Source organism: Uniformispora flossi, assembly GCF_049534875.1.
In the GTDB taxonomy this organism is placed as follows: domain Bacteria; phylum Actinomycetota; class Actinomycetes; order Streptomycetales; family Streptomycetaceae; genus Yinghuangia; species Yinghuangia aomiensis.
Genome location: NZ_JBMULZ010000011.1, coordinates 127,785 through 149,665, shown reverse-complemented (window position 1 = coordinate 149,665; position 21,881 = coordinate 127,785). Strand labels below are relative to the sequence as shown.

Genomic DNA, 21,881 nt, shown 5'->3' with positions numbered 1-21,881 from the left:
ATCCTCCCGGGACATCGGCAAACCGGCGGTCACGGATCCGGCCGGATATGTCCTGCGGCGAGTAAATGAGGTATTTCCCTCGGCCGTTAGGGTCGTGTCCCGTGACCGACGCCTCCCCTGCCCAAGCGCCCGCCTACCTCGCCACCACCGCCGACGCGTACGACGCCGTCGCCACCCTCTACGCCGACATGGCACGCAACGCCCTCGACACCACACCCCTCGACCGCGCGTTCCTCGCCGTCTTCGCGGAACTCGTGCACGGCCGCGGGCCCGTCGCCGAACTCGGCTGCGGACCCGGTCAAACCACCGCACATCTTCGTGATCTGGGCCTCACGGATATTTTCGGCATCGACCTGTCCCCGGCGATGATCGGACTCGCCCGCGCGGCCTACCCGGACATCCGCTTCGAGATCGGCTCGATGACCGCCGTGGACCTCCCCGACGGCACGCTGCAGGGCATCCTGTCGTGGTACTCGGTCATCCACACGCCGCCGGTCGAACTCCCCTCCTATTTCGCCGAGTTCCGGCGCCTCCTCGCGCCCGGCGGGCATCTCGCGCTCGGGTTCTTCGAGGCGGAAGGCGGTCCGGTCACCCCGTTCGACCACAAGGTGACAACCGCCTACCGCTGGCCGGTCGACGACCTGGCCGCCATGGCCGGCGCGGCGGGCTTCACCGAGGTCGGCCGCATGCTCCGCGAACCACTCGAAGGCGAGCGGTTCCGGCGCGGCCATCTGCTGATGTCCAGCGCCGAGTAAGCCGGCCCCGGCACAGCTCACCGGCGCAGGGCTTCGACCGGCTCGATCCGGGACGCCCGCCACGACGGGTACAGCCCCGCGACCAGCCCGGTCAGCATGCCGATGAACGGCGCCGCGAGCACCGTGCCGGGGTGCACGACCGGCGTCCAGTCGCGCGCCACGGCCGTGCCGACCACGGCGATGGTGCCGAGGCTGGTGCCGATCAGGCCGCCGACCGCGCCGAGCGCCGCCGATTCGGCGATGAACTGCGCCAGGACGTGGACGCCGCGCGCACCCAGCGCGCGGCGCAGTCCGATTTCGGCGGTGCGTTCCATGACCGCGACCAGGGTGGTGTTGGCGATGCCGACCGCGCCGATCGCCAGGCAGATCCCGGCCAGCATCAGGAACAGCGTGTCCAGGTCGGAGGTGACGTTGTTGCGCAGCGTCCGCGGGTCCGGCGGCGGTATCGGCTTGAAGTAGTCCGGGTGTTCGGGGCGCAGCGCGTACGGGGATTCCTGGGCGACCTGCCGGGCGGCGCCCATGCGGGTGGAGATCAGCATCGCGGCGCGTCCGCCCGCGTCGGGGGGACCCCAAAGCCCTTCGGCGGCGGTGCGCGGCACCAGCACCGACACCAGGAGGTCGGGCATGCGCTTGGTGCTGCCGAGGATGCCGATCACGGTGAACGGCTTGTCGGCAATAAACACGGCCGGCTGGGTCTCCAGCGTCGTGATCCCGAGTCGCGCGGCGACTCCGGCGCCGATCACGGCGACGCGTTCGCCGCGGCCGTCGTGGAAGGCGTCCCAGGACCGGCCTTGGGTGAACTGCGCTTGGGCGGCGCCGAAGACGCCCGCGGTGGCGGCCACGAGCGGCGGGCGTTCGCCGGCCGGGCCGCGGCCGGTCGGCAGCGAGCGGATGTCGTCCTCGGGGCTCAGCCGCACCGTCCAGTACGTGCCGGCGGCCGTCACCCCGTTGAGGGCGCCGACCCGGGTGTCCGCGTCCGCGGGGAACGAGTTGGGCACGTAGTCGGCGTCGCTGCCGCCGGTGTCCTGCACCGTGACCTCGGTCGCGGTGAACCGGTCGAACCGTTCGTCGATCTGTGCGCCCGCGGTCGCCGTCAGCCCGAGCACGGCGACGAACGTGCCGACGCCGAGGACGGTGCCGAGCACCGTCAGCATCGACCGCGCGGGACGCTGGAGCATCCCCGCCACGGACTGCCGGACGAGGTCGCGCCGGCCGAAGGTGGAGCGCGGCAAGTCCGAGGCCGGGCGCCGGCCCGGCCGCCACCGGAGCTGCGGCAGACGCCTCACCGGACCGCGTCCCGCGGTGCCCGCACGGTGAGCCGTCCGTCGCGGATGGCCAGGCTGCGGGTGCCGCGGGCGGCGACCGCCGGGTCGTGGGTGATCAGCAGGACGGTCATGCCGGCGCCGTGGAGCGCGTCGAGGTGCGCGAGGACTTCGTCGGCGGTCGCGCTGTCGAGGTTGCCGGTCGGCTCGTCGCACAGCAGCAGCTTCGGCTTGCCCGCCAACGCCCGGGCGATCGCCACGCGTTGGCGTTCGCCGCCGGACATCGTGGTGGGCATCGCCGTCATACGGTGCCGCAGGCCGACGAGGAGGAGGGCGCGGCGGGCCCGGACGACCCGTTCACTGTGCGGAACTCCCTGGTAGACCATGGAGAGTTCGACGTTCTGCGCGGCGGTGCGGTGCGGCAGGAGGTGGAACGACTGGAACACGAAACCGATGCGGCTTCCGCGGAGGCCGGAGCGTTCGGCGTCGGTCAGGGTCGAGGTGTCCGTGCCGTCGAGGAAGTAGCGTCCGGAGGTGGGGCGGTCGAGCAGGCCGACGACGTTGAGGAACGTCGACTTGCCCGATCCGGACGGGCCGACGATCGTCACGTACTCGCCGGTCTCGATCCGCAGGTCCACGTCCGCGAGCGCCGTCGTCTCCGGCGGGCCCGGGTAGGTCAGACCGACGCGCTCCAGCGCGATGACCGGCGGCGTCACTTCGCGCCCTTGCCGTCCGCGCCCGCGGCGTCGCCGCCCACGCCGACCACCACTCGTTCGCCGGGGCCGAGTTTCGCCGTCCCGGCCGGGGTGACCTGGACGAAGCCGCCCGCGGTGGCGCCCGGCCGCACCTCGACCCGGCGCCGGTCGCCGTTCGGGCCGACGACCGTCACCACGGTGCGGCCGTCCGCCGTCGCCGACATCGCGGTCACCGGGACGACGAGCACGGGGCCGGCCGACGCGGCGGCCTCGACGGTGAGCCGGACGTCCTGCCCGGCGAGCTGCGGATCCAGCGGCTTGGTCGGCGTCACCACGACTTCGAACGAACGGCCGCCCGAGACGGCGGCTTTGCCGTCGCCCGACGCCTTGTCCGCGGCCGGGTCGGTCGGTGTGTCGGCGACCGACGACACCGTCGCCGCGACCTCGACACCGGTCAGCTCGGACAGCACCTTCACGGCCATCCCGGTACGCACCAGCTCTTTGTCCGCCGGGGCGAGCGCGCCCCGCACGACGAGCGTGCCCGCGGACAGCGTCAGCGCGTGCTCGGCGACGGCTTCGCCGACCTGCGCGTCGAGCGCGGTCACCCGGCCGGGGAGAGTGCGCAGGAAGACCACTTCGGACGCGGGCAGCATGGCTCCCGCGGGCCCCGCCGCGTCCTTGCCGTCGCCGGCCGCGGAGGCCTGCGGCGCGGTGTAGCCGATGCGCTGGTAGAAGGCGGCGACCCCGTCGCGCGTGCCGTTGCCGTAGGAGCCGGCGGCATCCGAACCGGTCGACACGCCAACAGCACTGAGCGCCTTCTGCAACTGTTCGACGTCCTTGCCCTGCGCGCCCGGCTTCAGGTCCCGGTACGCGGGGACGTCGCCCTGGAGCACGAACACCGGCCGCCCGGAGATCTCCAGCAGCACCTGGCCGCCGTTCACGGCCGCCCCGGTCTTGACCCGCACACCCGTCACCACCGCGGCCCCGCCGTCGGCGCCGGACTTCCCGGCGCCGCTCGCGGGCACCTGGACCGACTGCGCGGGCGTCACCTTGCCGCGCAGCATGACCGTGTCCACCAGACGGCGGGATTCCACCTGCGCGGTGATCAGGGACTTCGCCGGCGGCGCCGCATCGCTGGCCCGCTGCGCGGGCGATTTCACGAACTGTGCGGCCAGCAGGCCCAGGACGACGAGCAGAACCGAGCCGACGACGATCACGATGAGCATCCGCCGCCGCCGGTCGCCGGGGCCCGTCTCGGATGCGGAGCGCCGGCCGCCGGGCGGGGTGTAGACCGCCTCGCCGAGAATCACCTGCTCGCCTCCGGTTCCCGGTCGCGACCGGGCGCGCTCCCGCCCCCGGCCTGTCCTGCCGACGGGCAACGGTGCCACGAACGGGCCGCGGGAGGCCGCCGTGCGCGCGTATTGGATAGGTGATTGACCCCCCATATTTTCCGGCCCAAAGATGAACTCTGCTATGACGGCGTTGACTTCGGAATCACCCCCACCAAGCCGCCGGCACAGCGACCCGAGTTCGGTTTCGGAATGCACAGACAACAAGGAGGACGATGGTGAATCGCCCACGGACTTTCCTCGCGGCAGCCTCCGCAGCCGCGATCCTCGGCTCGGTTTTCCTCACGGCCACTCCGGCCTCCGCGACCGCGGGATCCTGCAAGGCGGGTGACGCCTGCCTGTACTACAACTCCGGCTACGGCGGGTCGAAGTACGGGATCAGCGGCCCGGTTTCGGACTACGCGCCCTACAAGTTCAAGGGCGGCAACGCCAACGGGCAGCGTCTGAAGAACAACGTCGCGTCGGTGCGCAACATGAGCACCTCGCTCACTCTGACGGTGTTCTACAACAACACGTACAACTGCAAATACGCCTGCCAGAAGTTCCCCCCGGGCAGCAAGGCCAACCTCAACAGCAAGATGAAGAACGAGAATGCGTCGCAGCTCATGAACACGGGCCTCGACCTGTCCCACAAGCCCGTATGAGAATTGCGCGCACCGTACTCGGCCCGATCGCGGCTTTCGCCATAGTCGCCGGTGCCACGGCCTGCTCGTCGTCGTCCGACGGCGGGACGGACGCGGCTCCGCCCTCGATCGGTCCGGTGCAGCAGCTGACGGACATGTCGCACCAGGCACTTCCCCTGGAGGCGTACATGCTGCAGCCCGGCCAGTTCGCCACCATCATGAGCGCCCGTCGGCAGCTGGTCACCCAGTGCATGCAGCGCTTCGGGTTCGACTACCGGCCCGCGACGGCGGACGGCGGCACGGATCCCACCGCCGGCAAGACGCAGTCGCAGATGCGGTACGTGGACAGCAGCGCCCACGTGTCGGCCTACGGCTACCACCAGGAGCCGGGCGTCGGCACTCCGGCCGTGGAGCCGCAGCGCTCGCCGACCGAACTCGCGGTCCTGACCGGCTCCTCCGACGGCGGCGACGCCCCGGGGCAGACCACCGGACGCGACATCCCGGAAGGCGGCTGCTTCGGCGAGGTGGACCGGACGCTCGCCCAGCGCGGCGTCATCATCCAGGACGACGAGCTGGTCAGCACGATCAACATCGAGGGCATGTCGCGCTCGACCCAGGACCCGCGTCTCAAGCAGGCGTTCGCGGCCTGGTCCGCGTGCATGAAGGGCAAGGGCTACACCTACGCGACGCCCAAGGAGGCGAACCAGGATCCGCGCTGGTCGACTCCCACGGCAAGCGCGGAGGAGATCGGCACGGCGGTGGCCGATCTCGCGTGCATGACCGAGAACAACGTGGTCGGCACCTGGTTCGCCGTCGAATCGGCCTACCAGAAACAGCAAATCGAAGCGAACTTCGAGAAGCTGGAGCAGGTCCGCCGGTCCATCGACACGAGCATCCGCGTCGCGAACGGCATCGTCACCGCAGGGTGACCGGACCCGGCCGCGGAACGGCCTCCCGAAGGCAGTTCCGCGGCCACCGCCCCGCCTCCACCGGGCCCCCCGCGAAATTGACGCGACTGCGCGACGGGTCGCCGCGCATACTCGGCCGCGTTCGCCGTTTCGTCTGTGCCCGGGGGTTTCCGTGGAGGCCGAGCTACGTCCCGTGTCCGATGCGCGATCGGGGCCTGAACCGCGCCCGCTGTCCGCGCTGATGTCGCCCGCCGCGTTGGCCGAGGAGGTGGCCGCGGGCTTCGTGCGCCGCACCCGGCACCCGGAACTCCCGCTCTCCGTCTACGCGTACACCGCACGCTGCTTCCTCACCCAGCGCTGGACGCCGGTCACCCGCTGGACCCGCGGCCTGATCGTCGACGACGAGACCGGCACGATCGCCGCGCAGGCCTTCCCCAAGTTCTTCAACGCCGAACAGCACACCCCCGACTCGCCGTTCGCACCGCCCCTGCCCGCCGGCGAGCCGTTCGAGCTGTACGACAAGGTCGACGGCAGCCTCGGCATCCTCTTCCACCACGCGGGACGCTGGCGCGCCGCGACGAAGTCCTCGTTCACCTCGCCGCAAGCCGTCTGGGCGCAGGCCTGGTTGGACACGCACGACACCGGATCCCTCTCCCCCGGCACGACCTACCTCGCCGAGGTCGTCTACCCCGAGAACCGGATCGTTGTCGACCACGGCTCGCGCAGCACGCTCGTCCTGCTCGGCGGCTACGGGCCCGACGGTGCCGAACTCCCGCTCGCCGAGCTCGCCGCGGCCTGGCACGGCATCGGCGACGTGGTCGACAGCCACCGCCCAGGCTCCCTCGCCGACTTGCTGCGCGACGCGGCGAACAACCGGGGCCCGGACGGCCGTCCGCTGGCCGGCACGGAGGCGGAGGGGTGGGTGGTGCGCTTCGCGTCCGGTGTACGCGCCAAGGTGAAACTGGGCGACTACGTGCGCCTGCACGCCACGATGACGCGCACCAACGAGCGCGGCGTCTGGGAGGTCCTCTCGCGCGGCGGGGACCCCGCGGAACTGTTCGACCGCATGCCCGACGAGTTCCGCACCTGGATCCTCACCGTCGCCGCCCGCCTGACCCGCGAACACGACGACTGGGCGGCCGCCGCGCACGCCGCCTTCGCGGCGATCGGCCCGGTCCCGGACCGCCCGGCATTCGCCCGCAAGGCCACCGACCCGGCGCTGAAGGCCTACCGCGCGGCGCTGTTCCTCCTGTACGACAACCGCCCCATCGACGAACTCGCCTGGCGCGCGGTCCGCCCGGCCACCGCAGGGGTTCCGTTCCTGGTGGGCGACCCGGGCTGAGCCCGAGCGCGGTCGGACCGGTCGGGGTGACGCAGCCGCTGATGTAGCGCGGCCGGTTCCCCCGACCGGGTGACTCACACCCCCGACGCAACCTGCCGCGCCTGCCAGGCCAGCGTGTCCGCGATGTCCGCGGGCGTGCGGCCCGCGTCGAGCTGCGCGGTCAGGGCCTCGGCCGCGAGCGGGGCCAGCAGCGCCTCGGCCAGGATCTCCACGCGCGGTGCCGGATGGCCCGCCGCGGTCAGCAGCACGGCCGCGTGGTGGCACCAGAACCGGTAGGCGCCGATCCGGTAGCGGGCGCCCGGCGAGGCGGTCTCGGACGCGCGGACGAGTTCCAGGTTGGCGAAGGCGTAGTCGAGGTACGCCCGCACGAACGCCTCCAGCCGGTCGGCCGGCGCCGCCTGCCCCGCGCCCGGCCCGAGCGGCGCCTCCCCCCGCAGGATCCCCTCCTGCAGTTCCGTCTCCCGCTCGTGCAGCAGCGCCGCCGCCAACCCGGCCCGGTCTCCGAAGCGGCGGAACAGCGTGCCTTTCCCCACCCCCGCGGCCGCGGCGATCGCGTCCATGCTCACTTGCTCGACCCCGTGCGCGGCGAACAGTTCCGCGGCGGCGTCGAGGATCCGGCGGCGGTTGCGGACCGCGTCGGCACGTTCGCGGCGCGGCGGGCCGGACGTCAGCGGAACGCCGGTTGACGAAGCGGACTGCGGTCCGTTAATTTTGTCGGGCACAACCGGACCATAGTCCACTTACTTGGAAGGCGTCCACTCATGACCGTGCTCATCACCCGTGCCGACCTGGAAATCGCCGTCAAGGAAGGCTCCGTCACCGTCGTCGACGCGCTCGCCGGCGACTACTGGGCCCAGCAGCACCTGCCCGGCGCCGTACCGCTGCACCCGAGCGAGGTCGCCGACCGCGCGTCCGAGGTGCTCCCCGACCTCGACCGCCCCGTGGTGACCTACTGCTCCAACGCCGCCTGCCCCAACAGCGGCCAGGTCGCCGACGCGCTCACGCGTATGGGGTACACGAATGTCCGCAAGTACAAGGAAGGCATCGAGGACTGGGTGGAAGCCGGCCTGCCCGTCGAGTCCGCCTGACCCGACCCGCGCGGGAGCGTTGGGACTACTCGGCCCCCCGCTCCCGCGCGGAGCCGTCCGCGGTGGACGCGTCGAGGTGCGCCCCCTCGATCGGCGGCCCCTGCACCGCGCACGCCGTCCGGCACTCCGGCTCCGCGTGCTCCGGCTCGCCCGGCTTGCCGGCCAGCGCGTCCGCGCTGACCGTCAGCCACGCCAGCACCGCACCGAGCACCAGCAGGCCCGCGCAGATCAGCATCGCCTTGTCGAAGCCCGAGTCGACCGTCGACGGCACCCGGTATCCGTCGCCGGTCATCCCGACGATCGCCGGAAGCCCCGCCACCGCCAGCAGCCCGGCCGCCCGGGCCGCCGCGTTGTTGACGCCGCTCGCGATGCCCGCACGGCTCACATCCACCGACGCGAGCACCGTCGCGGTCAGCGGAGCGACCGTCACCGACAGGCCGAGGCCGAGCACGGCGACGCCCGGCAGCACGGTGGTGACGTACGGGGCGTCCGCGCCGATCCGCAGCATCAACATCAGCCCTGCCGCACACAGCAGCGGCCCGACGGTCATCTGGATCCGCGGCCCGATCCGCTTCGCCAGCTCGCCGGACCGCGCGGACAGCAGCAGCATCAGCACGGTGATCGGCAACGTCGCCAGCCCGGAGGCCTGCGGCGAGTAGCCGGACACCGTCTGGAGCTGGAGGACCAGGAAGAACAGCACCGCGCTGAGCGCCGCGTACACGCACAGCGTCACCACGTTGACCGCGGTGAACTGCTTGGACCGGAAGACGTCCAGCGGCAGCATCGGCTCCGCGACCCGCCGCTCCGTCATGACGAACGCCGCACCGGCCGCGACGCCCGCGATGCCCGCCAACGCCGCGGTCACCGGCGCCGTCGGCGCGGTGATCAGCGCCCACGTCACCCCGGCGAGCGACAGCGCGGCCAGCGCCGAGCCGGTGACGTCGAACCGTCCGGTGGCCTTGGGGTCGAACGTCTCGGGCACGTGCCGGATCGCGACGGCGATCGTGACGACCGCGAGCGGCAGGTTGATCAGGAAGATCCACCGCCAGCTCGCCGCGTCCACCAGCCAGCCGCCCAGGAACGGCCCGATCGCCGTCGCCACACCGCCCAGGCCCGACCAGGCGCCGACCGCGCGCGGCCGGTCGTCGGGATGGAACGTCGCCTGGATGATCGCCAGCGATCCGGGGGTGAGCAGCGCGCCGCCGATGCCCTGCAGGGCGCGGGCGGCGATCAGCAGCTCGGCATTCGGGGCGATCCCGCACAGCAGCGACGCGGCGGCGAACCAGGCGACGCCGATGACGAACACGCGCTTGCGCCCGTAGCGGTCGCCCAGGGCGCCGCCGAGCAGGATGAGCCCGGCGAGGGTGAGCGTGTACGCGTTGACGATCCACTGCAGCGCCGACACCGAGACGCCCAGGTCGCGGCCGATGGTCGGCAGCGCGACGTTGACGACCGTGCCGTCGAGCATCGCGATGCCCGACCCGAGGACGGTGGCCAGCAGGATCCACCGTCCGGCCGCCGATTCGAACCGGACGCTTTCCGACCGCGCGGTCTCCGCCATACCCCGATCATCGGTGCTTCGGCGCCCGACAGCACGGCGAAACCGGCCCCGGGAACGCCGAAGGGGCCCCGGTCGGCGGGGCCCCTTCGGGCGGGTTTCGGCGGGCGGACAGCCGGGCTCGGGTCAGCGGCTCGGGGCCCGTGGCGCCGGGATTATCCGGATGAGCTTCGCGTGCGGGGAGCGGTCCGGGAACGGCACGATCACCATCGCGATGGCCAGCAGGATCGTCGCGACGAACGCGTCCAGCCAGTAGTGGTTCGCGGTGACCACGACCACCAGCAGCGTTATCGCCGGGTGGAACCAGATCAGTCGGCTGCCCGCGCGGCGCAGCGGGTCGCGGTTGCACCACACCGCCATGACGCCGATGGCGACGACCAGGGCCCAGCCGAAGTGCAGGGACGGCATGGCCGCGTACTGGTTGGCGATCTTGGCGCCGACGCCGGAGTACGGCGAGCTGCCGTCCTGCATGCCGGTGTCGACGAAGCCGGGCATCATCCGCGGCGGCGCGAGCGGCACCAGGATGTGGATGACCAGCGCGATGCCGGTCATGATCGCCAGGAGGTTCCGTATCCACTTGTAGTGGTCGCGGTGGCGGATCCACAGCCACAGCAGGAACGCGACGGTGATCGGGAAGTGCACGAACGCGTAGTACTTGTTGGCCGCGGTGATCAGCGCGTCGGACTGCATGAACCAGTGCTGGACGACGGACTCGTCCGGCAGGTGGAGGTCCTGCTGGAGGGTGAGGACTTCCTTGGCGTTGGCGAACGCCTTGGCGTCCTCGTTGCCGGAGATCCCGCGGCCGAACTTGTAGACCAGGAACAGGGACGCGACCAGGAGCAGTTCGCGGATGGCGTCGCGCGCGGTCTGCTTGCGGGCGGCCCGCTTGGCGATGCGCTCCTCTTCGGAGCCCGGCGCGGGCGGTGGTGCGGGGTCCGCGACGGGGGCGCTTGGCGCCGTTTCCGGGCTTCCGGTTTTGAGCCTGCCGAGCACCACGCCCCCTTGCTCCTCACTACGACTCGCTCTGACAAGTCGTCAGATGTTGCGTTGCGTCACCGAATTCCTGCGCAGCGTCAGCGCTTCGTCGCGCTCGGCGGCTGCAAGCCGCACGCCAGCCTATGCCTTGCGCCAACGGGCGGCGTCCACCACGTGAACGAGAAGCACCCGGCGGAAATCACCCCCAGGTCCAACTTCTCTCCCTCCAAGGACATTCCGGGACACTGTGCGGTTCCCGGTTGTGCGCGGGGAGTTATCCCTGGGGATCCTCGGGCGCCCTCCGGCATCCGTTGTCCACAAGTCCTGCCATCCGGCCCCCACGCCCCCCGCACCCCTCTCTACGCTGCGGGCATGAGCGACCACGCGTCCGCATCCGCCCCGCTGCCGCACTCCGCGTCCGGCGCACCTTTCGCCGCGTCTTCCGTCCCGTCCCCGGGCGTCCCGCACCAAGCCGCCGCGGGGCCGGGCGAACAGCGCCTCGTGCTCGTCGTCGAGGACGAACCGACCATCGCCGACGCGGTCGCCGCGCGGCTGCGCGCCGAAGGCTTCGCCACCGCGGTGGCGACCGACGGCCCGTCCGCGGTCGCGCTCGCCGAGCGGCAGCGGCCGGACATCGTCGTGCTCGACGTCATGCTGCCCGGCCTGGACGGCCTGGAGGTGTGCCGCCGGATACACAACGTGCACCCGGCCGTCCCGGTGCTGATGCTGACCGCCCGCGACGACGAGACCGACCTGCTGGTCGGCCTCGCGGTCGGCGCGGACGACTACATGACCAAGCCGTTCTCCATGCGCGAGCTGGTCGCCCGCGTGCACGTGCTGCTGCGCCGCATGGAGCGCGCCCAGGCCGCCGCCCGCCGCGAGGCCCCCGAGACGGTCCGGCTGGCCGGGCTGAGCGTGGACCGCACCCAGCGGCGCGTGCACCTGGACGGCGCCGAGATCCACCTGACGCCGACCGAGTTCGACCTGCTCATGTGCCTCGCGACGCGTCCGCGCGCCGTGCTGTCGCGCGAACAGCTGCTGGCCGAGGTGTGGGACTGGGTCGACGCGTCCGGCACCCGCACCGTCGACAGCCACATCAAGGCGCTGCGCCGCAAACTCGGCGCGGAGTGGATCCGCACCGTGCACGGCGTCGGCTACGCCCTGGAGACGCCGGGCGACCTCGGCACCGGGCCCGCCGGGACTGCCGGATCCGCCGGGTCCGGGGTGGTGCCGTGATGGCCCGACCGGCGTGGATGCGGGCCCGGCCGCTGGACCCGCTGCGCTCGATCAAGATCAAACTCGGGGTCCTGGTCGTCGCGTCGGTGTTCACGTCGACCGTGCTGATGATCCTCGGCCTGCGCGCCGACGTGCGGTTCCGGTACATGTTCGTGGTCACGTCGCTGGCCAGCCTCGCCGTCACGCTGCTGCTCGCGCACGGCATGACGTCGCCGCTGCGCGAGATGACCGCGGCCGCCCGCGCCATGGCACGGGGCGACTACTCGCGGCGGGTCCGCGCCACCTCGCGCGACGAGGTGGGGCAGCTCGCGGACGCCTTCAACCGCATGGCGTCCGACCTCGAACAGGTCGACCGGCACCGCCGCGAACTGGTCGCCAACGTCTCGCACGAGCTGCGCACCCCGATCGCCGGGCTCCAGGCGCTCCTGGAGAACCTGGTCGACGGGGTGTGGGAGCCCGACAAGGAACGCCTCGGGCAGGCGCTGACGCAGACCGAGCGGCTCGGCCGGCTGGTCGCGGACCTGCTCGACCTGTCCCGCATCGACGCGGGCGTGGTGCCCCTGCGGGCTCGCGAATTCGCGGTGCGGCCGTTCCTGGAGGGCGTGCTGCGCGAGGCCGAGGCGGTCGGCCTCGACGTGGTCTTCGTGGTCGACGTCGAACCGTCGACGCTGACCGCGGTCGCCGACCCCGAGCGGCTCCACCAGGTCGTCACCAACCTCGTCGCCAACGCCTGCCGGCACTCCCCGCCCGGCGGCCGGGTGTCACTCCATGCAACCGCCCACGAGGGCCCCGGCAGCCTCGTCCTGGACGTGCAGGACCAGGGCCCGGGTATTCCGCGCGAGGAGCGCACCCGCGTTTTCGAGCGGTTCATCCGCGGCGGCACCGCGATCGGGGAAGCCCCCGAATACCAGGGCGGCCGGCGCCGCGAAGGCGGCGGCACCGGACTCGGGCTCGCCATCGCCCGCTGGGCGGTGGACCTGCACGGCGGTGAAATCGCGGTGGCCGAATCCCGGTTCGGGTGCCGAATACGCGTCGTTCTTCCGGACCGGAATGCCCGCGATCAGGCCGGTACCGACAGTCTGTCGGCCCATCTCCGGCCATGACCGAGGGTGACCCCACGCCGTGCGGAGCAAAACCCCCCAAGACCCCCGCACCGCACATGTGTACTGGTCAACGCGGGTAGGGCGCCCCAAGGCGGTTCGCGCTCACGGGATACCGGCGCTCCGGTTATGACATTGAGTCACCTAGAATTACCAGCAAAGGGACAATTCTCCGCCTCTCGGTCATCTCTCTGTGATCTACGCGACGCGTAGGACGTAGGGCCTGCGCACCATGGCCGAAAGGGCGTAGCCTTGTTTCCCGCTGTCCACCACCCCAGGAAGCGGAAGAGGGCGGTTGCCGCCGTGTCGTCACAGTCCCCTAGCAACCCGATGGCCAGCTTCGGCCCCAACGAGTGGCTTGTCGACGAGATCTACCAGCAGTACTTGCAAGATCCCAGTTCGGTGGATCGTGCCTGGTGGGATTTCTTCGCCGACTACAAGCCCAGCGGAGACGCGGTAAACGCACCCGCAGCAGACTCGTCGAACCGGAGCGGTCCCATCACCACCAGCACTGAGAGTGCGCCCGGCACCGCCGCGCCCGCACCGATCCAGGCGGCCCCGGCCGCCCCCGCCGCACCTGCCGCGGCGGCACCTGCCAGCAACACCAACGGAGCGCCCGGCGTCGCCACGACGACACCCGCGCCCGCGTCCAGCCACCCGATGGTGACCAGCGGCCTGCAGAACGCCGCCGCGGCCGTCGCGCCGAAGCCGACGCCGGCCGACCGCGAGACGCCCGCCGCCAAGGCCACGCCCGCGCCGTCCGCCGGACCGGAAGCCGTCCAGCTCAAGGGCCCGGCCGCGCGCGTCGCCGTCAACATGGACGCGAGCCTGACCATCCCGACCGCGACCAGCGTGCGCGCCGTCCCGGCGAAGCTGCTGATCGACAACCGCATCGTGGTGAACAACCACCTCAAGCGGGCCCGCGGCGGCAAGGTCTCCTTCACCCACTTCATCGGCTACGCCCTGGTGCAGGCGATCAAGTCGATGCCGGCGATGAACCACGGCTTCGAGGAGCGCGACGGCAAGCCGTTCCTCATCAAGCCCGAGCACGTCAACCTGGGCCTCGCGATCGACCTGACCAAGCCGAACGGGGACCGGCAGCTGGTCGTCGCCGCCATCAAGAAGGCCGAAGAGATGGACTTCTTCGGCTTCTGGCAGGCCTACGAGGACATCGTCCGGCGCGCCCGCGCCAACAAGCTCACCGTCGACGACTTCGCGGGCGTCACCGTCTCGCTCACCAACCCCGGCGGCATCGGCACCGTGCACTCCGTGCCGCGCCTGATGCCCGGCCAGGGCACGATCGTCGGCGTCGGCGCGATGGAGTACCCGGCCGAGTTCCAGGGCGCGTCCTCGGACACCATGGCCCGCCTCGCGGTCAGCAAGATCCTCACCCTGACCAGCACCTACGACCACCGGATCATCCAGGGTGCGCAGTCGGGCGAGTTCCTGCGTCGCATTCACCAGCTCCTCCTCGGCGAGGGCGGGTTCTACGACGAGATCTTCGCCTCCCTGCGCATCCCGTACGAGCCGGTGCGCTGGGTGCAGGACATCTCCGCCAGCCACGAGGACGACGTCAACAAGACGGCGCGCGTCCAGGAGCTGATCCACTCGTACCGGGTCCGCGGCCACCTCATGGCCGACACCGACCCGCTCGAGTACAAGCAGCGCCGCCACCCCGACCTCGACGTCGTCGAGCACGGCCTGACCCTGTGGGACCTCGAACGCGAATTCGCGGTCGGCGGGTTCGCCGGGCAGTCGATGATGACGCTCCGCGAGGTCCTCGGCGTCCTGCGCGACTCGTACTGCCGCACCGTCGGCGTCGAGTACATGCACATCCAGGACCCGCAGCAGCGCCGCTGGATCCAGGAACGCGTCGAGGTCCCGCACACCAAGCCCGACCGCGAAGACCAGCTCCGCGTCCTGCGCAAGCTCAACGCCGCCGAAGCGTTCGAGACCTTCCTGGCCACCAAGTACGTCGGCCAGAAGCGTTTCTCCCTCGAAGGCGGCGAGTCGACGATCCCGCTGCTCGACGCGGTCATCTCCGCCGCCGCCGAAGCCGGCCTCGACGAGGTCGCGATCGGCATGGCGCACCGCGGCCGCCTCAACGTCCTGACCAACATCGTCGGCAAGTCCTACGCCCAGGTCTTCCGCGAGTTCGAAGGCAACATCGACCCCAAGTCGATGCACGGCTCCGGCGACGTGAAGTACCACCTCGGCGCCGAAGGCACCTTCACCTCCGAGGACGGCGCCCAGGTCAAGGTGTCGCTCGTCGCGAACCCGTCGCACCTCGAGGCCGTCAACCCGGTCCTCGAAGGCGTCGTCCGCGCCAAGCAGGACATCATCGACATGGCCGGCGCGGGCTTCACCGTCCTGCCGCTGCTCCTGCACGGCGACGCCGCGTTCGCCGGCCAGGGCGTGGTCGCCGAGACCCTCAACATGTCGCAGCTGCGCGGCTACCGCACCGGCGGCACCGTGCACGTCGTCATCAACAACCAGGTCGGCTTCACCGCCGCCCCGGCCGCATCGCGCTCGTCGATGTACGCGACCGACGTCGCCCGCATGGTCGAAGCGCCGATCTTCCACGTGAACGGCGACGACCCCGAGGCGTGCGTGCGCGTCGCGCAGCTCGCCTTCGAGTACCGGCAGGCGTTCCACAAGGACGTCGTCATCGACCTGATCTGCTACCGGCGCCGCGGCCACAACGAGGCCGACAACCCGTCGTTCACGCAGCCGCTGATGTACGACCTCATCGACAAGAAGCGCTCGGTCCGCAAGCTCTACACCGAGGCGCTCATCGGCCGCGGCGACATCACCGTCGACGAAGCCGAGCAGGCGCTGAAGGACTACCAGGACCAGCTGGAGAAGGTGTTCGCCGAGGTCCGCGAGGCGACCACCGCGCAGCTCCCGGCGCACCCCGAGCCGCAGCAGCTGCCCGAGTTCCCCAGCCCGATCGGCACCGCGATCGCCGGCGAGACCGTCAAGCGGATCGTCGAATCGCAGATCTCCCTGCCCGACGGCTTCGCCCCGCACCCGCGCCTGCAGCCGCAGCTGCAGCGCCGCGCGGCGATGGTCGAGGACGGCACGATCGACTGGGCGATGGGCGAGACCCTCGCGTTCGGTTCGCTGCTCATGGAAGGCCACCCGGTCCGCCTGGCCGGCCAGGACTCCCGCCGCGGCACCTTCGGCCAGCGCCACGCGGTCCTCGTCGACCGCGAATCGGGCGGCGAGTGGACGCCGCTGGCGAACCTCACCCCCGAGCAGGCCAAGTTCACCGTGTACGACTCGCTTCTCAGCGAGTTCGCCGCGATGGGCTTCGAATACGGCTACTCGCTGGCCCGCCCGAACGCCCTGGTGCTGTGGGAGGCGCAGTTCGGCGACTTCGCCAACGGCGCCCAGACGATCATGGACGAGTTCATCTCGTCCGCCGAGCAGAAGTGGGGCCAGCACTCCGGTGTCGTGCTCCTGCTCCCGCACGGCATGGAAGGCCAGGGCCCGGACCACAGCTCGGCGCGCATCGAGCGCTACCTCCAGCTGTGCGCCCAGAACAACATGACGGTCGCCGCGCCGACCCTGCCCAGCAACTACTTCCACCTGCTGCGCTGGCAGGCGCACAACCCGCACCACAAGCCGCTGGTGGTGTTCACCCCGAAGTCGATGCTGCGCCTCAAGGCCGCCGCGTCGAAGATCGAGGAGTTCACCTCGGGCGAGTTCCGCCCCGTCATCGGCGACACTTCGGTGGACCCGAAGCAGGTGCGGCGCGTGGTCATGACGTCGGGCAAGTTCTACTACGACCTCGAAGCGCACCGGCAGAAGTCCGGCGCGACCGACGTCGCGATCGTCCGCGTCGAGCGGCTCTACCCGCTGCCCGTCGAGGAGATGCGCACCGAGCTGACCCGCTACGGCATGGAGCGCTACGGCAACGGCCTGGAGCTCGTGTGGGCCCAGGAAGAGCCGGCGAACCAGGGCGCGTGGCCGTTCATCGCGCTCAACCTGGTCGAGGCGGGCCTGCCGACGCCGCGCCGGATCGCCCGTCCGCACGCGTCGTCCCCCGCGGTGGGTTCGGCCAAGCGCCACGAGGCCGAGCAGCAGGGCCTGGTCGCGGAGGCGTTCGCGTAGTCCGCCAGCCCCCACGGCTCGTTACGGGCCGGTTTTCCGCGGGTCCGCCCCGGCGCTTACGATGCGCCGGGGCGGACCCGTTTCCGCGTCCACCCGCACCCGCACGCACGGCACAGGAGCAGCAACGTGTACTTCACCGACCGGGGCATCGAAGAACTGGAGTCGCGGCGCGGCGACGAGGAAGTCACCTTCGCTTGGCTCGCCGAACAACTTCGCACCTTCGTCGACCTGAACCCGGAGTTCGAAACCCCGGTGGAACGCCTGGCGACTTGGCTGGCGCGGTTGGACGACGAGGACGAGGAGTAGGAGCGCGAGCGGGGAGAGCCGCGCAGCCGGTCGGCGCGAGCGGACCCGACCCGAGCGCCCTGTCCTCCACCACGCGGGGCGTTCAACGGTCCCTCAGCCCTCAGCGTGAACGTTCGGCCGTCACGCCAAGGCTCTTGTCCTGGTGGGCGTCGACGTGGCCGACCCCCGGCAGCTGTGCCGGGAACCCGACGTTGACTCCCGGAGCCGACCGGCGGACTTCGTCCGCGAGCGAAGAAACCGTGGGCAGCGCGGCGGCGGTGTTCGCGGTCGACGTCACCGGCGCAGGGGACCCCCGCCTTGGCGGTTCCGGCACGGCGATCAGCCCACCGGGCCGAAGCTCCGGCCTTTTCCTGGCCGTTCCTTCCGCGTACGCCTGCACACTGCTGCTGGGTGTGAAGCCTTCCGGCATCGTCAGCACAAGGGTCCGCCGAGGGCCCTTGGGGTGGGGGCTGCCGGCAGCCTTGTGCTGGATCACGGCGTCGTCGTACATCCGCCGGTAGGCCCATGCCAGGGCCTCCGCCGACAACTCGCCACCGCCGAGGCGGCCCATAGCCTTGCCCCAGCCCGCGGCGTGCTGCTCGGCGAGATAGGCGATCTCCCTCGCCACCGTTTCCTCGGGGACGCCGTACGCAACCGAGTCGGCAAAGTTGTTCGCACGCCACTCCGGGGCGGTGATCGCACCGCTCGCGCGGCGGAGGTCACGCCACGCCGTCACTCCCTCGTCGAAGCCACGCTCGGGAACGCCCAGTTCCTCACGTGCGCGTTCCTGGAGCCGGACCTCCTGGTCCTCGGGGAGCAGACACTGGTTCAAGGTGGAGGCGATGAAGTACCTCGGGTCGCCGACGGTGAGCAGTTCGGGGTCGAAGAACACTGTCCTGTCGTGCAGGACACCCATGTTGCCCGCCCAGATGTCCGGCAGTCCCTTCACGTGGCGTACTTCCGGGACGTGTTCGAGGGCGTCCACAGGAGCGGCGATGAGCCGGGTGAAGTCCTTCGGAAAGACGAGGTCCTCGTGCAGTCGGCCGACGGCGGGGATGCCCGTGACGCGTGCCCAGTCCTGACGTACGCGCCGCGTGTGATGGTCGATGAAGCCCTGGCGGGTCGCAGGGGGCAACACCCCGATGGGTGACGCGTCGATCCTCAGACGGGAGACCTGGCCCATGTACTCCGGGATGTCGAATTCCACAAGGCGCTCGGGGAACGGCTCCCGAAAGGCCGGACCGTTCTGGGGCAGTTCGGCCATACCCTCGATGTACTCGATCAGCATGAAATGCCCGTCGCTGCGCGTCCAACCGGGTGTGGCGTAGACGATGCCGGGCGTCTGCGGCAGATGGCTCATGGCGCGGATGATCGCCGGTTCCGCCCAGACACGGTCGTACTTGTCGTTCGCCTCCATCTTGGGACGCCGGTACAACAGCGCGCCATACTCGCGGTCCTGGCACCTGACCGAGAGGTTCTGCTGACCCACCAGGGCCACCGCGGACTTGTCGTCAATCCGCCGCTCGACCTGTCGGGCCAAGGCACGTGCTGCGGCGTCGCTCATCGGCCACGACCCGTCCGCAGCGTGCGACGGGCTCATCCCCTGCCTGCACGCGGATCGCGACCGGACCAGCGACAGGCAGTTGACCGTCCCCATCGATGCGACCACGGTGGTGTCAGGCCCGGTGCCCGCCGAAGCTCAGGCACAACCCGTCGCGGAACCGTGTACGCCGTCTCGCCGACACCCACCACCACGGCGCTCCGCTTCACCGTCTTCACCGGCTCCGTGTTGCGTGCGGCCCGAAGTCTCACCACGGTGTCGTCCACAGCCGGACTGTAGCGGCCTTCGGGGCAGCGGGCACCGGGTTGACGGTGCTCCGCATCCGGCACCCGCGCGCCGCAGACACGTCCGCGGTCGTCAGAGGAGCGCATGATGATCGCCTCCAGTGCATGAAGCACGATGCCGGCACGCCAGTCTCCAGCCGGCACCCACACGACACGAGTTCCTCACCAACCCCGCTTGTGCGTCCGGCCCCACGGTCGTTTTCGTGGGACGGCTCTCGCGTGGCTGAGGGGCCTGTGTGCGGGTCGGGTGGTTCGAGGATGACCGCTCGGATCCCGCGTCGCCGCAGGTGCGCGCGGATCGCCTTCCCGCGACGTGCCGTGCGCACTGCGGACGCCCGGTGCCGGACTGTCCTGTCGGCGTGGGAATTCGTCTTCTGCACGCGGGAGTTCGCGGGATCCGTGGACGGGCGTCGGTCCGACCGGTTCGCTGTGCGCGTGGCCACACTGCGTCAAGTCCTCGAGGACCTGGGCCGTCTCGGCAAGTCGCCGGTGCTCGCCGCCCAGGCGCGTTACATAGCCGCGCGATGGCTCCAGCACGAAGCCAAGGAGCAGGGGAACGCCGAACAGACCGGGCAGTTCGATGCCGGCGCGAAGGCGCTTCATGCGCGGGCGCTGCAAGACATCGAGGCGGCCGTCACCGCCGAGGTCGACGTGTATGTGGGCTTTGGGACGCACCACGGGCGCATCACGGACGCCATGGCGGAGCACATCCGCACCGAGCGCGCCCAGGGCCAGCGGGACCGCGTGAGCCAGTTGAGCAAGCGTGCACGAGACGAAGCCGAACAGGGGGGCCACGACGCCGCGTCCCTGTTGGAGTGGGCCGAGAATCGGAACATCGCGCCGTTGAACCACCGAGTCATGGTCGACTCGAATGCCCGCACCGCCGTGGAGCGCCTCGCCGACCTTCGTTTCACTTGGCATGCGGGCTCCGCGGCCGGGTTCCCGCGCGGCGAACCCGACGCGATCACGGCGGCCGAGGAAAGGGTGGACGTCTTCCTCCTCAGGCAGGCCGATTCCGCTGTAAACGGGTACCTCGCCCTCGAAAGCCTCCGGCACTTGGACGGGCGCCGTGCGGCAGCCCGGGGTATGAGCACCGGAGCGCCCGGGCTCCCCGGGAATCCGGGGGCCGGAAGGGCCGGACCTCCCTCGGCCGAGGTGCGGACGGCCAAAGAACCCCGCGGCGCCGCACACGAGGCCGACAAGAGCGCCGAGTTGTAGGCCATGGCTCTTGAGTGGTCCACCCGGCTGGAACGGGAGACGGCGCTCGCGGAGGTCGTGGCCGCTGCGGCAGCCGTCGCCGACCGGCTGCTTTGGCCAGGCGCCGGGGGGACACTGGCGGTCTCGGGTGGAAGCGAGAGTGACCGCCCCCTGGCGGAAGTCCTCGACGCGCGGCAGAGCCCGGACGACGGCGACGCGGGCTCGGTGTCGGTGGCCTTGGCCGGGCTGAACGAGGGCTGGGTTTCCCTGACCGTGGCGTCCTGCGGACGGCGGGCTGACGGCCCCGAGTTCGGGCAATTTGCGTACGTCGACCGCGGTCGAACGCGTGACGGTGTCGCGCTCGGGGTGTGCTGTGCGATCGCCGCCGCGATGTGTGGCGGCGGCTTGGTATGGGTCGAAGCCCCACGCGCTCGGTTCCGCCGGAGAGCCGACCGGATTTCACGATCCGGTCGTCCTCGCCGCGGCATTCGCCCCGGACGAGCCCGCGCCCTCCCCCCACGCCGCTGGCTCACGACTGCCGGCGTTCACCGCCTATGCGGACTTCAGCCCGCCCGAGTGACCGTCCCGCGGCCGCGCCAGACCGCCCATACAGCACCGTAGGTCAGGAGCGCCAGGGCCAACCCGCGGCCGAAGCCCGTGGCGAAGTAGAAGCCGACGACCTCGAAGGACTGGCCGTTGTAGGGGCGCATGCGGTGTATCGCCGCGGCGAGGCCGGCGAGGGAGAGGGCGGCGAGGACGGCCAGGCGGGCCGGGACGCCTATGCGGGTGCGGTGGTCGACAGGGTGGGCGGGGAGTGCGGTGAAGCGCCGGGTGGACCACCACGTGATGGCTGCCAGGCCGACGACGGTGCTGGTGTGTTGGAGGAGGACGAACCACGGGCGGCCGAAGAGTCCTTCGTCGCGGAGCCAGGGGGCGACGTTGGCGACGCCGGGGTCGCCGTAGTGCGTCCAGGCGTCCCAGCACAGGTGGGTGAGGGCGCCGATCCAGGACGAGACGAGGAACCAGCCCGCGATGCCGACGAGTTCGCGGGGGCGTAGGCGGCCGGTGCGGAGGTCGGCGGGGACGTGCGGCAGGAGCGGGGCTTCGATGCGGGCGCGGATGGCGTCCGGGACGAGGGCGAGCAGCGGGCGGAGCAGGAGCAGGTGCCAGACGGCGACGGCGATCGCGGTCAGGACCGGGGCGATGAGGAAGACACCGGGGACCACGGCGTGCGTGTCGCCGCGTTCGTAGGAGAGCGGGCCGAGGCGCAGGTCGACGAACAGGACGGCGTCCGGCGCCATCGACCCGAACGCGAGCGCGGACGCGACGAGCGGGCCGCGGCGCGAGGGTTCGCCGGGGACACCGGTGCGCGTGCCAGAGGCGAGCGGCAGGGTCGCGGCGATGTGGCTGAGCGTGAAAGGCATCGAGGCGTTCCGGGTCCCGTCGGTGGCAGGCCGACGGCGGGGGCGCCGGTCGGCTGGGCAGGCAAGGCTATGCCGGTCGGATGATCACACCGGCCGGGGGAACCCCCGTAGTTTCCAGCGTAG

The 21,881-nt window shown here is 71.2% G+C and carries 18 protein-coding genes; 10 read left to right on the top strand and 8 right to left on the bottom strand.

Annotation, left to right across the window (positions count from 1 at the left end):
- The first annotated feature begins 101 nt into the window (after positions 1-101).
- Positions 102-755, top strand: a complete 654-nt coding sequence (locus ACPA54_RS23805; protein ID WP_423532881.1) for a class I SAM-dependent methyltransferase — start codon at positions 102-104, stop codon at positions 753-755.
- A gap of 17 nt (positions 756-772) precedes the next feature.
- On the opposite strand, the gene ACPA54_RS23800 is transcribed toward ACPA54_RS23805, so the two are convergent.
- From ACPA54_RS23800 to ACPA54_RS23790, 3 genes are all read right to left on the bottom strand, one after another.
- Entirely contained in the window at positions 773-1,933 is a 1,161-nt protein-coding gene (locus ACPA54_RS23800) for an ABC transporter permease (protein WP_423532879.1), read from the bottom strand.
- 104 nt (positions 1,934-2,037) lie between these two features.
- Positions 2,038-2,733: an ABC transporter ATP-binding protein gene (locus tag ACPA54_RS23795; RefSeq protein ID WP_423532877.1), complete on the bottom strand. Its 696-nt coding sequence runs from the start codon at positions 2,731-2,733 to the stop codon at positions 2,038-2,040.
- Positions 2,730-4,022, bottom strand: a complete 1,293-nt coding sequence (locus ACPA54_RS23790; protein ID WP_423532875.1) for an efflux RND transporter periplasmic adaptor subunit — start codon at positions 4,020-4,022, stop codon at positions 2,730-2,732. The genes ACPA54_RS23795 and ACPA54_RS23790 overlap by 4 nt, the downstream gene beginning before the upstream one ends.
- A 254-nt stretch (positions 4,023-4,276) precedes the next feature.
- Between ACPA54_RS23790 and ACPA54_RS23785 the strand changes: the two genes are divergently transcribed.
- The 3 genes from ACPA54_RS23785 to ACPA54_RS23775 all read left to right on the top strand — a co-directional run bounded on the left by ACPA54_RS23785 (position 4,277) and on the right by ACPA54_RS23775 (position 6,934).
- Complete coding sequence (locus ACPA54_RS23785) at positions 4,277-4,705, top strand: peptidase inhibitor family I36 protein (protein WP_423532873.1); 429 nt, start codon at positions 4,277-4,279, stop codon at positions 4,703-4,705.
- A complete protein-coding gene (locus tag ACPA54_RS23780; protein ID WP_423532871.1) occupies positions 4,702-5,613 on the top strand; it encodes a hypothetical protein in 912 nt (303 codons plus the stop codon). Before ACPA54_RS23785 ends, ACPA54_RS23780 begins: the two co-directional genes overlap by 4 nt.
- 172 nt (positions 5,614-5,785) lie before the next feature.
- The gene (locus tag ACPA54_RS23775; RefSeq protein WP_423532869.1) at positions 5,786-6,934 is read left to right on the top strand and encodes an RNA ligase; all 1,149 of its coding nucleotides are present in this window, start codon (positions 5,786-5,788) and stop codon (positions 6,932-6,934) included.
- 74 nt (positions 6,935-7,008) lie between these two features.
- Here ACPA54_RS23775 and ACPA54_RS23770 read toward each other — a convergent pair whose 3' ends face one another.
- Positions 7,009-7,656 (bottom strand): TetR/AcrR family transcriptional regulator, encoded by a 648-nt coding sequence (locus tag ACPA54_RS23770; protein ID WP_423532867.1) that lies wholly within the window; start codon positions 7,654-7,656, stop codon positions 7,009-7,011.
- A gap of 39 nt (positions 7,657-7,695) precedes the next feature.
- On the opposite strand from ACPA54_RS23770, the gene ACPA54_RS23765 reads away from it, so the two are divergent.
- Entirely contained in the window at positions 7,696-8,022 is a 327-nt protein-coding gene (locus ACPA54_RS23765; protein WP_423532865.1) for a rhodanese-like domain-containing protein, read from the top strand.
- A 25-nt stretch (positions 8,023-8,047) separates the two neighbouring features.
- On the opposite strand, the gene ACPA54_RS23760 is transcribed toward ACPA54_RS23765, so the two are convergent.
- The gene (locus tag ACPA54_RS23760; RefSeq protein WP_423532863.1) at positions 8,048-9,583 is read right to left on the bottom strand and encodes an MFS transporter; all 1,536 of its coding nucleotides are present in this window, start codon (positions 9,581-9,583) and stop codon (positions 8,048-8,050) included.
- A gap of 123 nt (positions 9,584-9,706) precedes the next feature.
- Positions 9,707-10,576: a phosphatase PAP2 family protein gene (locus ACPA54_RS23755; protein ID WP_423532861.1), complete on the bottom strand. Its 870-nt coding sequence runs from the start codon at positions 10,574-10,576 to the stop codon at positions 9,707-9,709.
- Between the two features lie 351 nt (positions 10,577-10,927).
- Between ACPA54_RS23755 and ACPA54_RS23750 the strand changes: the two genes are divergently transcribed.
- The 4 genes from ACPA54_RS23750 to ACPA54_RS23735 all read left to right on the top strand — a co-directional run bounded on the left by ACPA54_RS23750 (position 10,928) and on the right by ACPA54_RS23735 (position 17,313).
- Positions 10,928-11,791, top strand: a complete 864-nt coding sequence (locus ACPA54_RS23750) for a response regulator transcription factor (RefSeq protein WP_423532859.1) — start codon at positions 10,928-10,930, stop codon at positions 11,789-11,791.
- Entirely contained in the window at positions 11,791-12,894 is a 1,104-nt protein-coding gene (locus tag ACPA54_RS23745) for a sensor histidine kinase (protein WP_423532857.1), read from the top strand. Before ACPA54_RS23750 ends, ACPA54_RS23745 begins: the two co-directional genes overlap by 1 nt.
- A gap of 327 nt (positions 12,895-13,221) precedes the next feature.
- Positions 13,222-17,007 carry a multifunctional oxoglutarate decarboxylase/oxoglutarate dehydrogenase thiamine pyrophosphate-binding subunit/dihydrolipoyllysine-residue succinyltransferase subunit gene (locus tag ACPA54_RS23740; protein ID WP_423532855.1) on the top strand — a complete coding sequence of 1,262 codons (3,786 nt, stop codon included), beginning with the start codon at positions 13,222-13,224 and terminating at the stop codon, positions 17,005-17,007.
- A 126-nt stretch (positions 17,008-17,133) separates the two neighbouring features.
- A complete protein-coding gene (locus ACPA54_RS23735; protein WP_345678884.1) occupies positions 17,134-17,313 on the top strand; it encodes a DUF6104 family protein in 180 nt (59 codons plus the stop codon).
- Between the two features lie 100 nt (positions 17,314-17,413).
- On the opposite strand, the gene ACPA54_RS23730 is transcribed toward ACPA54_RS23735, so the two are convergent.
- The gene (locus ACPA54_RS23730; RefSeq protein ID WP_423532853.1) at positions 17,414-18,856 is read right to left on the bottom strand and encodes a phosphotransferase family protein; all 1,443 of its coding nucleotides are present in this window, start codon (positions 18,854-18,856) and stop codon (positions 17,414-17,416) included.
- 716 nt (positions 18,857-19,572) lie between these two features.
- Here ACPA54_RS23730 and ACPA54_RS23725 point away from each other — a divergent pair.
- Complete coding sequence (locus ACPA54_RS23725; protein WP_423532851.1) at positions 19,573-20,355, top strand: hypothetical protein; 783 nt, start codon at positions 19,573-19,575, stop codon at positions 20,353-20,355.
- A 542-nt stretch (positions 20,356-20,897) separates the two neighbouring features.
- Here the strand turns inward: ACPA54_RS23725 and ACPA54_RS23720 are convergent.
- Positions 20,898-21,758: a DUF4184 family protein gene (locus ACPA54_RS23720; protein WP_423532849.1), complete on the bottom strand. Its 861-nt coding sequence runs from the start codon at positions 21,756-21,758 to the stop codon at positions 20,898-20,900.
- Positions 21,759-21,881 lie beyond the last annotated feature (123 nt).

Excerpts from the sequence above, each read along its gene's own strand:
- ACPA54_RS23730 (WP_423532853.1), bottom strand. The coding sequence starts at position 18,856 with ATGAGCGACGCCGCAGCACGTGCCTTGGCCCGACAGGTCGAGCGGCGG.
- ACPA54_RS23780 (WP_423532871.1), top strand. The coding sequence starts at position 4,702 with ATGAGAATTGCGCGCACCGTACTCGGCCCGATCGCGGCTTTCGCCATA.
- ACPA54_RS23800 (WP_423532879.1), bottom strand. The coding sequence starts at position 1,933 with ATGCTCCAGCGTCCCGCGCGGTCGATGCTGACGGTGCTCGGCACCGTC.
- ACPA54_RS23740 (WP_423532855.1), top strand. The coding sequence starts at position 13,222 with ATGGCCAGCTTCGGCCCCAACGAGTGGCTTGTCGACGAGATCTACCAG.
- ACPA54_RS23765 (WP_423532865.1), top strand. The coding sequence starts at position 7,696 with ATGACCGTGCTCATCACCCGTGCCGACCTGGAAATCGCCGTCAAGGAA.
- ACPA54_RS23745 (WP_423532857.1), top strand. The coding sequence starts at position 11,791 with ATGGCCCGACCGGCGTGGATGCGGGCCCGGCCGCTGGACCCGCTGCGC.
- ACPA54_RS23750 (WP_423532859.1), top strand. The coding sequence starts at position 10,928 with ATGAGCGACCACGCGTCCGCATCCGCCCCGCTGCCGCACTCCGCGTCC.
- ACPA54_RS23785 (WP_423532873.1), top strand. The coding sequence starts at position 4,277 with ATGGTGAATCGCCCACGGACTTTCCTCGCGGCAGCCTCCGCAGCCGCG.
- ACPA54_RS23760 (WP_423532863.1), bottom strand. The coding sequence starts at position 9,583 with ATGGCGGAGACCGCGCGGTCGGAAAGCGTCCGGTTCGAATCGGCGGCC.
- ACPA54_RS23720 (WP_423532849.1), bottom strand. The coding sequence starts at position 21,758 with ATGCCTTTCACGCTCAGCCACATCGCCGCGACCCTGCCGCTCGCCTCT.